This window comes from Dysgonomonas sp. BGC7, assembly GCF_001261735.1.
Classification (GTDB): domain Bacteria; phylum Bacteroidota; class Bacteroidia; order Bacteroidales; family Dysgonomonadaceae; genus Dysgonomonas.
Genome location: NZ_CVRP01000007.1, coordinates 442545 through 457249 on the forward strand (window position 1 = coordinate 442545; position 14705 = coordinate 457249).

Annotated in this window: 15 protein-coding genes; 7 read left to right on the plus strand and 8 right to left on the minus strand. The window is 37.0% G+C overall.

Annotation, left to right across the window (positions count from 1 at the left end; all coding sequences use genetic code 11):
- Nucleotides 1-56: 56 nt before the first annotated feature.
- Nucleotides 57-1016, minus strand: a complete 960-nt coding sequence (locus BGC7_RS07210; RefSeq protein WP_050700878.1) for an NAD-dependent epimerase/dehydratase family protein — start codon at nt 1014-1016, stop codon at nt 57-59.
- 108 nt (nt 1017-1124) lie between these two features.
- Here BGC7_RS07210 and BGC7_RS07215 point away from each other — a divergent pair, with 108 nt between their 5' ends.
- Complete coding sequence (locus tag BGC7_RS07215; protein ID WP_050700879.1) at nt 1125-2039, plus strand: dimethylarginine dimethylaminohydrolase family protein; 915 nt, start codon at nt 1125-1127, stop codon at nt 2037-2039.
- Here BGC7_RS07215 and BGC7_RS18305 read toward each other — a convergent pair.
- A complete protein-coding gene (locus BGC7_RS18305; protein ID WP_082206528.1) occupies nt 2014-2373 on the minus strand; it encodes a DUF3795 domain-containing protein in 360 nt (119 codons plus the stop codon). The two genes, BGC7_RS07215 and BGC7_RS18305, sit on opposite strands and share 26 nt — an antisense overlap.
- A gap of 12 nt (nt 2374-2385) precedes the next feature.
- Complete coding sequence (locus tag BGC7_RS07220) at nt 2386-4929, minus strand: S9 family peptidase (RefSeq protein ID WP_050700880.1); 2544 nt, start codon at nt 4927-4929, stop codon at nt 2386-2388.
- Between the two features lie 184 nt (nt 4930-5113).
- Here BGC7_RS07220 and BGC7_RS07225 point away from each other — a divergent pair, with 184 nt between their 5' ends.
- Entirely contained in the window at nt 5114-6055 is a 942-nt protein-coding gene (locus BGC7_RS07225; RefSeq protein WP_050700881.1) for a hypothetical protein, read from the plus strand.
- Nucleotides 6056-6267: 212 nt separating this feature from the next.
- Here BGC7_RS07225 and BGC7_RS07230 read toward each other — a convergent pair whose 3' ends face one another.
- On the minus strand, nt 6268-7299 hold the full coding sequence (locus BGC7_RS07230) for a glycerophosphodiester phosphodiesterase family protein (RefSeq protein ID WP_050700882.1): 1032 nt from the start codon (nt 7297-7299) through the stop codon (nt 6268-6270).
- A 191-nt stretch (nt 7300-7490) separates the two neighbouring features.
- On the opposite strand from BGC7_RS07230, the gene kbl reads away from it, so the two are divergent.
- Complete coding sequence (gene kbl, locus BGC7_RS07235; protein ID WP_050700883.1) at nt 7491-8687, plus strand: glycine C-acetyltransferase; 1197 nt, start codon at nt 7491-7493, stop codon at nt 8685-8687.
- 3 nt (nt 8688-8690) lie between these two features.
- Nucleotides 8691-9647 carry an NAD-dependent epimerase/dehydratase family protein gene (locus BGC7_RS07240; RefSeq protein ID WP_050700884.1) on the plus strand — a complete coding sequence of 319 codons (957 nt, stop codon included), beginning with the start codon at nt 8691-8693 and terminating at the stop codon, nt 9645-9647.
- 58 nt (nt 9648-9705) lie between these two features.
- Here BGC7_RS07240 and BGC7_RS07245 read toward each other — a convergent pair whose 3' ends face one another.
- From BGC7_RS07245 to BGC7_RS07255, 3 genes are read right to left on the minus strand one after another with little or no spacing between them, the layout of a single operon-like run.
- Entirely contained in the window at nt 9706-10470 is a 765-nt protein-coding gene (locus BGC7_RS07245) for a CPBP family intramembrane glutamic endopeptidase (protein WP_050700885.1), read from the minus strand.
- 4 nt (nt 10471-10474) lie between these two features.
- On the minus strand, nt 10475-11341 hold the full coding sequence (locus BGC7_RS07250; protein ID WP_050700886.1) for a TolB family protein: 867 nt from the start codon (nt 11339-11341) through the stop codon (nt 10475-10477).
- An 11-nt stretch (nt 11342-11352) separates the two neighbouring features.
- A complete protein-coding gene (locus tag BGC7_RS07255; protein ID WP_050700887.1) occupies nt 11353-12006 on the minus strand; it encodes an outer membrane beta-barrel protein in 654 nt (217 codons plus the stop codon).
- A 115-nt stretch (nt 12007-12121) separates the two neighbouring features.
- Between BGC7_RS07255 and BGC7_RS07260 the strand changes: the two genes are divergently transcribed.
- Together BGC7_RS07260 and BGC7_RS07265 are read left to right on the plus strand one after the other, a co-directional pair.
- Entirely contained in the window at nt 12122-12508 is a 387-nt protein-coding gene (locus tag BGC7_RS07260; protein WP_185112956.1) for a hypothetical protein, read from the plus strand.
- Nucleotides 12509-12797: 289 nt separating this feature from the next.
- On the plus strand, nt 12798-13331 hold the full coding sequence (locus BGC7_RS07265; RefSeq protein WP_050700889.1) for a GNAT family N-acetyltransferase: 534 nt from the start codon (nt 12798-12800) through the stop codon (nt 13329-13331).
- Nucleotides 13332-13335: 4 nt separating this feature from the next.
- Here BGC7_RS07265 and BGC7_RS07270 read toward each other — a convergent pair whose 3' ends face one another.
- Nucleotides 13336-13605 (minus strand): zinc ribbon domain-containing protein, encoded by a 270-nt coding sequence (locus tag BGC7_RS07270; protein WP_050700890.1) that lies wholly within the window; start codon nt 13603-13605, stop codon nt 13336-13338.
- Nucleotides 13606-13840: 235 nt separating this feature from the next.
- On the opposite strand from BGC7_RS07270, the gene BGC7_RS07275 reads away from it, so the two are divergent.
- A complete protein-coding gene (locus tag BGC7_RS07275) occupies nt 13841-14605 on the plus strand; it encodes a hypothetical protein (protein WP_050700891.1) in 765 nt (254 codons plus the stop codon).
- Nucleotides 14606-14705: the final 100 nt, after the last annotated feature.

The window sequence follows — 14705 nt, forward strand, 5'->3', positions numbered from 1 at the left end:
AGAAGGGGTTATCTAAAAAAGATAATCCCTTTTTGTTTTTCTATAGGCTATTGTTGCTATGGCTTGCCGAATAACTCCATTCCATCGAGGTAAGTCGGATATTTTAGATTGGGTAGCAATTCTTTTCGCATACGCTTGGTATCTCCATAATATGACACCATTCCTATCTTGATAAAATCGACAGTAAGAGGGCTTTGGGTTCCGAATATGGCAGAATGTAGTTCGAAGGTGCGTGCGGCAGCCATTATCATCCACACAGGCATGCGCCAAGGCTTATGATTGCCTTTGTAGGTCGTTATTTGGTCGAGAAACTGTTGCAAGGTCTGGATGCCTTCGTCTCCTATATGGTATATTCCTCTAATATTGGGCTTTAATGTGGCGGCTATGGTGGCGTCTACAAAGTCTGTTTTTGAGATCAGATGAATATAAGTCGGCTTTTTCCAGACACCGAGTATATAGTGACGGGCAAACCATTGGGCTGCATCTATCATCAATATACCTTGCCCATATACCATGCCTACCCGAAGAGATACAGGCTCAAAATTATATTTTTCTCCATATTCGAATAGTAATATCTCTTCTTCAAGCCGGGTTTTTGCATGCATAGACTCCGGGCTTCCAGTCAATACTCCTTTTGCTGGATTCTCGGGGGTGCTTTTTCCTTCTACATGTGGAAAGCTGATTAGTATTATACGTTTCACCTGCTTTTTTACAGCTATATCTAAAAGGTTCTTGAAATACTGAGTATTGGTAGTTGGTAGAAATTTTTCGGGATTAGCTTTAAATAATATACCTGCAAAATGCACGATTACATCGACATTTTCGAGGGAAGAGCTAAGCGTTTCAGAGTCTGATAGGTCGATGTTGAATACAGATATATTTTTTTGTCCTTTTAAGTTGGAAGAGACATCCTTTTTATGAATAAGTAAATTAAGTGTAATGTCTAATTCTTTCATTTCTTGAGCCAGCAATCCTCCTAGATTACCGGCAGCTCCTGTTATTGCAACTTTTGTCATTGTGTAAATGTTTGAGGTGTAAATATAAATAGAAAAATAGAGAGACTCATTATTTTCTAGTAATAACTTAAAATCATATATTTGTAAATCATCTAAATAAGCTTAGTTATGATATTAAATATACAGAACGAAACAGCACGACTGAAAACTGTTGTGTTAGGACAGCCATATTCTTTGGGTAAGGTACCTACATTAGAAGAAACTTACGATGCAAAATCTTATGAAGCAGTACTGAATAGGACTTACCCAACAGAAGAAGATATTGCAGACGAGATGTCTATTTTCGAACAAACTCTAATAAAGCATAATGTGGAAGTTTTGCGTCCTCTTATCCTTCCTAACTGTAATCAGGTATTTGCTCGTGACGTAGCTTTTGTAATTGATGATAAGATAATTACATCAAATATTATTCCCGATAGGGCTGATGAGCAGGAGGCATATGCACCTGTGTATGGAGATATCGCATTTAATAAAATATATAATTTGCCGGAGAAAGCTCATGTGGAGGGTGGGGATGTGGTGTTGTATAACGACACTATTTTTGTAGGTACATATACAGAGCGGGATTATACCGAATATAAAACAGCTCGTACCAATGCCTATGCTATTGCTTTTCTCAAAGAGCTATTTCCTGATAAAGTATTTGTACCTCTCGAGCTGGAAAAGAATGATGTCGATCCCCGTCAGGGTATCCTTCATCTCGATTGCACATTTATGCCTGTAGGACACGATAAGGCTATTATTTACAAGCGAGGATTTAAAGATGTGAATGATTGCAACTTTCTGATTGATTTCTTCGGGAAAGATAATGTTTTTGAGATTACACAGGAAGAGATGTATTATATGAATACAAATGTATTTTCTATCTCTCCTGATATTGTGGTCAGTGAAGAACGTTTTACTCGTCTAAATACTCATATGTATGAAGAATGGGGACTAGAGGTGGAAGCCATTCCGTATCACGAAATATCTAAAATGGGAGGATTGCTTCGCTGCTCTACCCTTCCTTTGATAAGGGAATAAACTCATTCTTATACTTCGAATTGTAGTATAAGAGAAACTCTTTTGAGCCTAATTCTTTGAGTAGTTTTTGATTTTCTATAGAGTCTTGCCCATATCTTATCCATCTTTTTGCAAAACTTTTAAATTTGGAGCAAGGAAAAAGCATACATTCATAACAATGTGATATCTCCTTTTCCTTGCAGCATAGGTGAAATGTCTTGCACCGATCGCATCGCGCAAAATTTATTTCAGCACCCGGACATGGATTCTTATCCCGTGTATATGTGGGACACCCTCCGCAGAAAACTCCGCAAGCAGGTATTCGTCCATAGTACGGTTTTAGTTTATTGTCCAAGTTTTTTAATTTTTATTTATCGGGATATAGTCCATTCCACCACGAATTGTCATCTTTCAGCCACTTGTCGAACCATGCCATAATCGAGTTATTCCATTCTACACGTCTTTTGTAATTCATTACACCATGATTCTCATCTTTTACTTGAATGAACTCGACCGGTTTGCCAAGTATTTTTAGTGCGGTGTACATTTGTATGCTTTCACCGATAGGTACATTCGTATCCACAGTCCCGTGAGTAAATAATATCGGAGTTTTTACTTTATCGGCACTGAATAGTGGACTTTGCCTTACATACAGATCAGGATTGTTCCAAGGATAGCTGTGTGCACTGGCTCCGCTACTGTATGTGTATCCCCAATAACCCTCTCCCCAATAACTGCTGAGAGAACTAATGCCTGCATGTGATACGGCAGCAGCAAACATGTCTGTACGTGTTTGCAGGTACATTGTCATAAAGCCTCCATATGATGCTCCTACACATCCTATTTTTTTACTATCCACATATGGATGTTCTTTGAGGAACTGCTGAGTGCCTTCTATTATGTCTTCGGCTGTACGTTTACCCCATGCGTTTACATGTAGTGCGGCAAATTTTTGTCCATAACCTATTGCTCCGCTTGGCTGTATTACGTAAGTTATATAGCCCTGTGCTGCAAATACGTGTGGAGGATAAGGTCCTTCCAGTGTACGTGAGGTAGGGGTAGTACCTCCATAATAATAGACAATCATTGGATACTTCTTGCTGGAGTCAAAGTTTGGAGGCAGGTAAAAACGACCTTCAATTTTGGTATTGACAGAGTTGGTAAAGTTCCAGTCCTCGAATTTACCTAATTCTATATGTGATAATCTTTCGCTGTATGGATCAGCGATTAACGTAGATTTCTGATTTTTCAGATCATATATATATCCTCTTGTAGAATTGTCTATACTTACTCCATGGTAGATTGCATATAGAGCGTTATTGGCCGTAGAGAAAGAGCGTACTACTTCTTCGTTGAGAGGTAGTTTAGAGAATGATTTTGCATTTGGATTATATGTATATACGTTTACATAGTCTCTGTCTGTTGTCCGCAGATAAATAAGGTTGTCTTTAGGATTCCAGAAGCATTGCTCTATACTGGGATCAAAATTTTTAGTTATCGGATCAACCTGTTTTGTCGTAAGATCCATGATAAAAGCGAGCCGATTGTAGCTGTTGGCTATTTGTCCTTCAGCTATATTTTGTCCTATTCCTCCGAATGCTTCTCCGGCACCTTGTATCAATATCTTTTTCCCGTCAGGAGAGAATGACGCACTATAAGCAAAGCCTTCATTTTTCCATATAGTATCTACAGACATTGTGGTGAGGTCTAGTTTATACATGGAATATTTCCTGAAAGGACGCTCTGTTAAAGTCTCGTCAGAAATAGAAAAAAGAATTTGTTTCGAATCAGGACTAATATCGTTAAGTGATGTAGTGTGTAATCCGTAAGTCAATTGTTGACTCAATCCGCTAATTAAGTCATATTTATAAATGAAAGATCTGTTCATATATCCGGCTTGGCGGTCTTCGGGCGATTTTAAAAGTTTAAGATCTCCTTTTGCTTCATCACCTTTTTCCTGTTTTGTATATAAGAAAGACCTTTCGTCAGGTGAAAAAGTTATATACTCGTCAGGTATGTTTTTAGCAAGAACAGTTTCTTGCAGAGTGGCGGGGTCTATATTTATCAGATTGGTTTCCTTGTCATTTTTAGAGGTATAATATAGCTTTTCGCTACGAGGCATCCAGTCGAGAAGACGTTTATTTGCGTTTTTATCTATGGGAATATATCTTTTTGCATTAATATCGTACAAGTCTACAGACGACTCACTTTTCTCTCCTAGGGTATTTCTGTAAAAGATGAGCGCATAGCCGCCATTGGGAGATATCTTTACATTAGATACTCGTTTACCTAACAGCATATCTGTAAAGTTTATACTTCTTTTATCAGTGTGTTCTGTAAAAAATGTAGCATCGTTACTTCCTTTGTCATTTTCTATCTCAACTCTGAAAGCAGCAGAAGCCTTTTCATCGGCAGAAGTCAATAGTTTGATAACTATACGAATCGGTAGAGGGTAAGAGGGCTCTAGCTTTGCCGTAAATTCTTTACCGGCTCCTAAATTATTTTCTTTTGTAGTTTTTGATGTTACTAACTTATTATCTACATATAGTTCAAACATATTTGGTGTAGATATTTTTAGTGAGCCTTTGGCATATCTGTCAGAATTGAGATAAAAAGAAAACAACTGTAAGGTAGTGCCCTCTTTGGCTTTTTCGGGATAAAAATAGCCTGCTGTATCAGATTTTAGAGGCCTCACGAATACAGCTTGTTCGGGTATTGATAATTGTAGTTTTAATATTTCTTTTTCTGAAATTTTTTCACCTTTTAGATTTAAAGAATCCACTGCAAACGGAGATACTACGGATACAGGAGCTGTAGAATAGATTTGAGCTATTCTTTGTTTTTTTTGAGCAGATAGATTAAATGTGATAATTAAGAGAAAAATAGTTGCCAATAAGTGCAGAGATCTCATGATGGTGTGTTTTTAATAATTGAACGATAAAGATATATAATCCGCAAAATATAAACTATATAAATCTTAAAAAATACCTTTTGGTACAGGTTTTTAAGTATAATACACTGATGTTTATATTATAAAGTATTATCTTTGTCGGCACTTTGGGATTTCCGAAAATGAAACTTCATAACGAACAGAAATGAAACTTTTTATTTATTGCCTGACACTACTGTTGGCTATTATTATAACTACTTCTTGCGAGAATGAATCAATAAAGTTATATCACCCTAAGCCAGATGAAGAGGAGAAGCCGATCGAATGGTTATTAGAGACTGTCGATTATCCGGAAGCTGGTCTCGGATTTATCAGACGTAATGATTTGAAGTTTTTGTACGATGACAATTATTCATTACAAATGATAAATAATACATCAGATGCATATAATGTTGATTATAAAAAAGGAAAAATAGCTTTTTCTCGTAAAACAGAAGCATCTTCTTATATCACTTATGATAGCCTTATTTTGAAATTAGATGAAAATGACAGAGCTATATATGGGCTTCATACAACGTATCGGGATATGCTTAATGAAAAGGATGCAAATAAGGTACAAGATGACTCGATGCGCTTTTCTTACGATTCGCAAGGGTATCTTATTAAATTGGATCGCTATGCATGGACGGGGTATAAAGAACCTTCTTACACAGAAGAGTATACAATAAAAGATGGCAATATTGTTGAAATAATAACACATAATGCATCGTATAATTTCAAATATAGTTTCTTCTATAATGAGTCTGAATATACTCAGGCATCGCGCTATTGCTTCGAGATGATGCATAATACGGTTTCTCTTACATCTGGAAATGGTTGTCTTTTGCTTACAAATCTTGTTTTTATGTCAGACTATCTGGGTAAAAAAAGTAAAAACAATGTAATCAGGGTTCTTATAGAAAGAGTGGTACAAGGAAAGGCTGAGCTGTATGCAGAAGTACAATACGACTATAAATATGATGAGAATAACCTTTTGACACAGGTTACTCTCAATGGAATTGTCAACAATAACGATATCCCGGAAGGTTATACTATATCTTTTGGCTATCAGAAGAAAGGTGAGGATGAAAAAAATCCGGCTCGTTAGAAGTTGTGAATAGAATTACGAGAGAAATCCACATCTTTATCGAGCCGGAAAGGCTAAGGGGAATAGCCTATTTTGCAGAAGCTTCTATATAGATGAAAAAAGGATAGAAATTCCATAATTAAAATATAAATTTATCTATAGATAAAAACAAAAGCACCGGAAGGATATCCTTCCGGTGCTTTTGTTTTTATTGATTGTGTCAGATGTTTTATTTATTCTTTCAAAAGATCTAATAGTATTTCCGGCTCGTCTGTAGTTATGAAATCTAGTTTCTGACCGATAATTTTCTTCATGTCTTCTTTTTTATTCACTGTCCAAGCATTCGTTAGAAGTCCCATTTTTCTGGCCTTGTTAGCCAACTCTTCATCTTTGAAGAAACTGCTGTAGTGGTAATCTATTCCTGATATCTTTGCTGCTTTAAGTTCTTCTAAGGTCTTTTTGTCGTTAGACAAATAAAGGACTTGTGCTGTAGGGTCTAGTTCTCTAATACGTAATGCTGCTTCGAAGCTGAAGGTAATATAGTCTGTCCATCCCTGAGCCTTTAGTCTGTGAACAATCTGCACCGATGAGTCTGCAACAGCTTCGCTTCGCTCAGTTCCTTTTTGTGACGTTTTTACTTCAAGTACCAATCTCGTTCTGTTTTGCTTTTTTATACAATTTATGTATTGTTCCAGATTTGGTACATAGTCGCCATCTTTTAACGCAACAGAGTACAATTCGCTGGCTGTGGTTTCTTCTACTGTTTTTCCTCCTATTGTAGGGTCGTGAGATAATACTACAGCATTGTCTGAGGATAGCCAAACATCAAACTCAGATCCTGCACAACCTATCTCTATAGCCTTTTTTAAAGATTTTAAAGAGTTTTGACTTGCATCATGGTGTTTCCAAGCTCCTCTGTGTGCAACTACTCCGTTACGGATGAAATTGTCTTTTACCAGTTCGAACGACTTTTCATCATTGCCGTATTTTAGGGTTATTTCATACTTGTATGCAGAATTACTGGTAATGGTAGCTCCTTTTTTAAGTTTTAGTACACCTTTGTTGTCTATCGTGAATAGATTTGAGGTATCTTTAATAAGTTTAACCTTGTTGTTCGTTTGTGATATAACTTTGCCTATAACAGCGCCTTTCTTGTTTTCAGGTATGAGATAGTTGTCCAGCACCAATAGCTGTTTTACTGATTGAGAAAACAAGGGAAAGGTGCAAATTAGAATTAAAGATAATAAGATGTTGGTTCTTTTCATGATTCGATATTTTTTTAGAATTGTAAAGTTAATAAATTCGAGGATTTATATAATACTTTTTACTCTTATTGTTTTGCTTTTTACTCTTTTGTTTTTTAGGCATAAACTATTGAATTTTATGTGTTTTTTTCTTCTGCAACTCTGTCTAATGTTTTGACATTTTATTACCTTTACATTCAAATTTAAACACTATGAGCACATACTCCAACTTTCAAAAGTATTTACAAGAAGAGCTTGCTGATATTCAGTCAGCAGGATTGTATAAGAATGAACGTATTATTGTTTCTCCTCAGGGAGCAGCAATAAAAGTAAGCACAGGGCAAGAGGTTCTGAATTTCTGTGCAAATAATTATCTGGGACTATCGGATAATAAAGAATTGATAGAGGCAGCAAAGCAGGCAATGGATTCGCGAGGATTCGGGATGTCTTCGGTTCGTTTTATTTGCGGTACACAAGACTTGCATAAACAGCTTGAAGCTGCTATAGCTAAGTTTTTCGGTACAGAAGATTCTATCCTTTATGCTGCTTGCTTCGATGCTAACGGGGGTGTTTTCGAACCTCTTCTAAGCGATCAGGATGCTATTATTTCAGATTCCCTTAATCATGCTTCTATTATAGATGGTGTTCGTTTGTGTAAAGCTGTACGTTATCGTTATGCTAATGCAGACATGGAAGATCTGGAGAAACAGCTAAAACTGGCACAATCGCAACGTTTTCGTCTGATTGTCACAGATGGTGTGTTCTCTATGGATGGGAATGTAGCGCCTATGGATAAGATATATGAACTGGCTCGGAAATACAATGCCATGATTATGATAGACGAGTCACACTCGGCGGGAGTCGTAGGTAAAACTGGTCGTGGAACTACCGAGCTGTTTAATCTGAAAGGTAAGGTGGAAATAATAACAGGTACATTAGGTAAGGCTTTTGGTGGAGCTATCGGAGGTTTCACTACAGGTAAGAAAGAAATTATAGATATGCTTCGTCAACGTTCGCGTCCTTATTTGTTTTCTAACTCTATACCTCCGGCAATAACAGCTGCAGGTATCAAGATGTTCGAAATGATGGAGCGTACAAATGAGCTTCAAGATAAACTGCATGCAAATACTGAGTATTTTGTAACAAAAATGAAAGCAGCAGGTTTTGATATTAAACCTACACAGTCTTCAATTTGCGCAGTGATGCTTTATGATGCAAAATTGTCGCAAGACATGGCTGCGAAAATGCTCGATGAAGGTATTTATGTAACAGGCTTCTATTACCCTGTAGTGCCTAAAGATTTGGCTCGTATAAGAGTTCAGATATCGGCCGGGCATGAAAAAGAACACTTGGATAAGTGTGTGGCAGCGTTTACGAAGATAGGAAAAGAATTAGGTGTAATTAAATAGAATATGAAAAACATTCTTATTGTGGGTAGTACCGGACAGATAGGTTCGGAACTAAGTATAAAACTACGCTCGATCTATGGCGATAGTAATGTTATTTGTGGATATTATAAACCACCTTATCCTGAAGGTTTTTTTGAGTGGGGGCCTACTGTCGAAATAGATGCTACAAATGTACAGCAAATAGCCGATGTGGTGAAGAAGTATAAAATAGATACCATATACAATCTTGCTGCTATCTTGTCTGCTACAGCTGAAAAAAATCCTAAGCTTGGATGGGATGTCGGTGTTGGTAGCTTGATGAACTGTTTGGATGTTGCGCGAGAATATAATTGTTCTGTTTTTACACCCAGTTCGATAGGTGCTTTCGGTCCTGATACACCAAAAGACAAAACTCCTCAGGATACAGTTCAACGACCTAATACAGTATATGGAATAACAAAGGTAATGGGAGAACTTATGAGTGATTATTATTATACTCGCTGGGGGGTAGACACTCGTTCTGTTCGTTTTCCGGGTATTATTTCAAATCTCACACATCCGGGTGGAGGAACTACAGACTATGCTGTGGAAATATTTTACAATGCTGTTAAAGGAGAAAAGTTTATTTGTCCTATAAAGGCAGGTACTTTCATGGATATGATGTACATGCCCGATGCTTTGAATGCCGCGATCAATATAATGGAGGCTAATCCAGATAAATTGATACATCGCAATTCTTTCAATATTGCTTCTATGAGCTTCGATCCGGAGATGATTTGCGCAGCAATAAAGAAACACTATCCTAATTTTGTGATGGAATATGATGTTGATCCGTTGAAGCAGGCTATTGCAGACTCGTGGCCAAACTCGCTGGACGATACGTGTGCCCGACAGGAGTGGGAGTGGCGTCCGGAATATAATCTGGAAAAAATGACTGCTGATATGATAAAAGTATTAAAGACCAGAGAGGTACATGTATAATGCTCTTTGTCGGAATAAATAGAAAAAGCACGGATTTGTATTCGTGCTTTTCTTTTTCTTAGAATATATGATAGAAAATGAGATAGATCATCGCTATGTTATATCCGGCATGACCTATTACAGCTCCGAACAAAGACCCGCTTTTTTGCTTACATATAAAGAGGAGTTGACTAAGTAAAAACATCCCGGTTATCCATAATAAGGCAGGTATGACAGGCATACTCCATATTCCCAAATCGAAAACAATGCCGAAATGGGCTAAATGAGTCAATGCAAATGCAGCACTATCTATAAAGGAGGCTTTCCTCTCTCCGAATTCACCAACGAAACTTCCGTGCACAACACCTCTATATAAAAATTCTTCACCAATTGGGCTGAATATCATTCCCGATATAGCAAATGTGATGAAGAGTAAAAACCTACTGTTATCCAGTGCCTCTTGAGGGACTATATATGATTTGGCAATGTAAACAAAGCTGTTGTCTAATGTTTCTCCGTACAATAGATTTGCTCCTAAAAACATTATGGCACAGAAACCTGTTCCGATAATGAAGGAAAGCAAAAGCCAATATTTATTTTCAGGTTTCTTGAGTCCTATTTTATATCTTCCTTTTTTATTAAGAAAGATAAAAGGAGTAAACCACATAATAATGAAAATAATAGAGACTAAGCCGTAGCCTGCCCCCGACGAATTGGCATGCAATACAAGAATGAATCGTGGAATTCCTAATAATAGGATAATAAAGAGGCCAAACTTCCAATTATAGGAAAAAAACTTCCAAATAGGCCTTAATAAGGCATTGTCTGTATCTGTCTTTTCCATTTCTTTAGTCCAATTTATAGCTGATGAATGCGAAGCACTTATTGTCGGGAGACCATGAATTGACATTGAAAGAGCCTTGTCCTCCAAATAGGCTGAACAAAGATTGTGGTTTCTTCCCTTCGTCTGACAACATACGTATTTCCACATTCTTATATCTCAGATGCTCGTGAGGTAGAGAATCTTCTTTGTTGTATGAGATGAATACAACATTTTTCCCGTTGGGTGATATGTGAGGAAACCATGAGTTTTTATCTTCATCGAAGGTTATTTGTGTTTGTTCGCTTCCGTCTGTCCGCATTCTCCATATTTGCATCAAATCTGTACGTACAGAATTAAACCAGATATGTTTCCCATCGGGTGAATATTCAGGGCCGTCATTTAGACCTTCCGAAAAAGTCAACCGGGTTTCGTCCGTACCATCACGATTGATTGTATATACGTCCATTTCTCCATTCCGGTTAGCGCAATAAGTTAGTTTTTTGCTATCGGGGCTCCAGCCGTGCAAGTAGCTGGGCTGAGATGGAGTAACCTGTAGGGGAGTACCTCCTTGCGCAGGAAGAATAAAAATAGTCGGCTTACCATGAGGTAAAGATCTGTGACTCACCGCCAGCCATTTCATATCAGGAGATATGAGGTGATCGTTGTTACACATCGATGCGAACCCCGTGTCTATCAGTTCTTCTCTATGTGGCGACGAAAGAGCTATTTTATATATCAGCCCTTCACTGTTGTATATCAGGTATTCACCATCGGAAGTCCAGTCGGGAGCTTCTATTAGATAAGGAAATTCTCTGATTACATGTCTTTGCTTTGTCGTGGTATCGAATATTTCGAGTATACTTGTTACTTTTTCCGGATTTTGGGCAGACATTGGTACTGTTTTTATTGTTTTATAATATAGTTAAATCCTATACCTATCTGTATCGGAGTTGATGTTTTTTGCTTTATAATCTTTGGATTTATTTTCGAAAAGTCGAATGTATTATATGCTAACCAGCAGTTAATAGCCCATTTGTCATTTACCGGAAATTGATAGCCTGCTCTAATCTCATATTGTAAGCGATATTTGTGGGCAGATCCTTTCTCATTGGATATTTTGTCCAAGTCCAGATTCATCCGGGTATATGATAGACGATTCTCTATAAATACGAAGCGGGGACGGTCTCTCTTTTCATCGTAGCCTATAGGTAAATATATTTTAGGTGCTATATATGGAGCCCAATATGTACCTCTGTATATATCTTTGCTGCCCGAAGTTTTGTTGTTTCCTGTAGCATCTATTCCCAAATTAGGATCGTGATACGTTATTTTCTGATTGAATCCACCAAAACGGAACCCTGCTTCTATACCAAAGAAGAACATAAAGTCGTACTCGTACCCCACACTGATACCTCCTGCCAATGGATTCGATTTTTCACTGTTGGAATAATGTAATCCAAAAGAGCCGTCTATTCCGAAATTCAACTTCTGACCTTCTTGTGCTATAATTTGAGTAGTGGTAATTATGACAAAAAGAGTTATTATTAACTTTTTCATAGGCGTAAGATTGGTTTTTATAATCGTGCAATTCTTTTTGAACTAAATCAAACCAAATATAGTGAAAAGATATCTGATATTTTTATATATTGCGGCGTTTTAGTTAAATTTGAAAATGAAAAAGCTTGTATTTTGTTGTTTGTGCATACTTGCCTTTATGGCTTGCGGTGAACGAAAATCTATAATGGGACGCTGGGCAATGGAGGTTGAAGATTCGGGAGCTACGTTTTTTCTGTTACCCGATGATACAATCTGTAAGCCGGAGTTGCTTATAGATCGTGATACTGTGTATATGGAAATACGCTCCGATGGGATAGTCACCAGCAGGGAGTTTCTGGGGGTATATGCGATCACCAATAACGAAATGAAAGTTACAAACAGGATGGGAGATAGCCGTATTTGCTCTTATGTGATAGACGGAGACAGTCTTATTGTTTCCGACAAAGATGATCCGAACAAAATAGTGATGAGGCTGAGAAGAATAGAAACAAGAGAAAAGTAAAATCTTTTTTTGCATTGTTTCGAATAATAATAATTTTCATATAATTGTATCTGTTCTTAATTCCTGAAAACTTTATCTATAAAGAAAATATCTCTTTTAGAGAATGTAAAAAGATACATGTAAAAAGTAAGTGATATATGTCACTTTTGTCACCTTTTAGTTAAAATCATACTTTGCTCACCGACAAGAGAGATGGATTCCTATTCTAAACAACTATAATCTTTAGCTCTTTTTAGATTAGTGAATAGATCTTTTTGTATCTTTATAGACACTTTAAATCCTTGCCAACATGAAAGATAGTCTTTTCGAATTAGAGATCAGGCAGGAACATGCCCAAGACTTTCCTGCGATCTATGATGTCAATACAAAATCCTTTGGACGGAAAGAAGAAGCCCGTTTGGTGGACAGGCTCCGACTAAGTGAAGCCTTCGTCCCTGAATTATCATTGATTGCCATTGTAGATGACAAAGTTGTGGGACATATTTTGTTTTCTATCATCTCTATTGTCGAAGGGGAGCATATAGATGTTAGTCTGGCATTGGCTCCTGTAGCTGTAACTCCCGATTGGCAAGGAAAAGGTATCGGAAGCCGCCTTATACGTTATGGATTGGATAAGGCAAAACAGTTGGGCTATAGATCTGCTTTTGTTCTTGGACACTCTGCTTATTATCCTAAATTCGGCTTCAAGCCATCTGTTCGATGGGGTATACGCCCTCCCTTTAATGTACCTTCAGAGGTTTTTATGGCTATAGAGCTTGTAGAGGGAAGCCTTTCTTGTACGAAAGGAGAAGTACGCTATGCAAAAGAGTTTGCAGAACTGTAATGTTTTAGCTCCAGCGTTTAAGCTTAGGGAAAAAGTCCTGCATGTTTTTCAGTGCCTCTTCCCGGGTGTACTCAACATCCGAATCTTTATTGAATTCATTTAAATAAGAAAGGCATTTTTCTATCATTTCGTTCATCGTGCAATCGGAAGTGAAGGATCCGTCTTTGAAGCAATAGATGCAATATTCTTCGTTTTTGCTTTGGTCTGCATTTGTCGCTATGTCTTCTTTCCTGCTGAGTGGCATTCCGCAACTCTGACATAATTTATGTTTCATAGTTTTATGTATTAGATTGATCGTGATATTGCAAATTAACAAAAAATAAATTGATAAATTTCGTTTGAGCGAAAAATAAATGTATCTGATAATCTATACAATAGGATGTGTTCTAATTTATCGATAGGGTTAATTATAGTTAAAGAGATGAATTGTGATTAATCTTTTTTTATCTGTATTGATCAAAGAAGCAAAGAGAAGATATAATGGTATTCACCTTTTAATACTTACGATTATGAAAAAGTTTATAGTAGCATTTGCATTATTGATAGGCGCAACTTCATTATATAATACAGTTGAGGCTCAAAGCGTGAATATAAGTGTAAATATTGGGCGTCAGCCTGCATGGGGGCCGGTAGGTTACGATTATGTAAACTATTATTATTTCCCTGATATAGATTGTTACTACGATGTAAATATAGGAATGTTCTATTATTATGATCGGGGTAGGTGGATGTCAGCCCGCTATTTACCATATGGTTATCGCAACTATGACCTATACGGGTTGTACAAGGTTGTGTTGAATGTGCATGAGCCGTGGAGATATCACCGTACTCACTACAGAGATTACGCTCGCTATAGAGGTTACCGCAATCAAGTTGTAATACGAGATAGCAGAGATTATCGTTATCATAATAGTCGGAATAATAGGGTAGTGTGGTATTCAAATACAAGACCAGCTAGTAATAATAGAGATTATAATAATAGAGATAGAGACTACAACAATAGGGATAGGGATTATAACAATAGAAATAGAGAAAGTCGTCCTCAGAATAATTATAATAGAGATAGGTCTGATGATCGAAGAGATAATAATAGAAATAGAGACTATAGAAGTAATGATAATGTGAGGTCGGACAGAAGTCGTAACAGTAATGATACTTATAGCTCTTCCCGAAACAGACAAGAAAGAAATAGAGATAATGGTAAGATTAATAGACCTTCGCAGTCGACAAGAAACAACTATCGGTTAGCTTCTAATTCGGAAAGAAATAGATAATGTTTTTTAGATTAGGTTTGGTGAATAAAGAAGGCAGGTGTATATTTGATAAGAATATACACCTCGCTTTTTGGAATAATAAGACAAGACTACAATAATA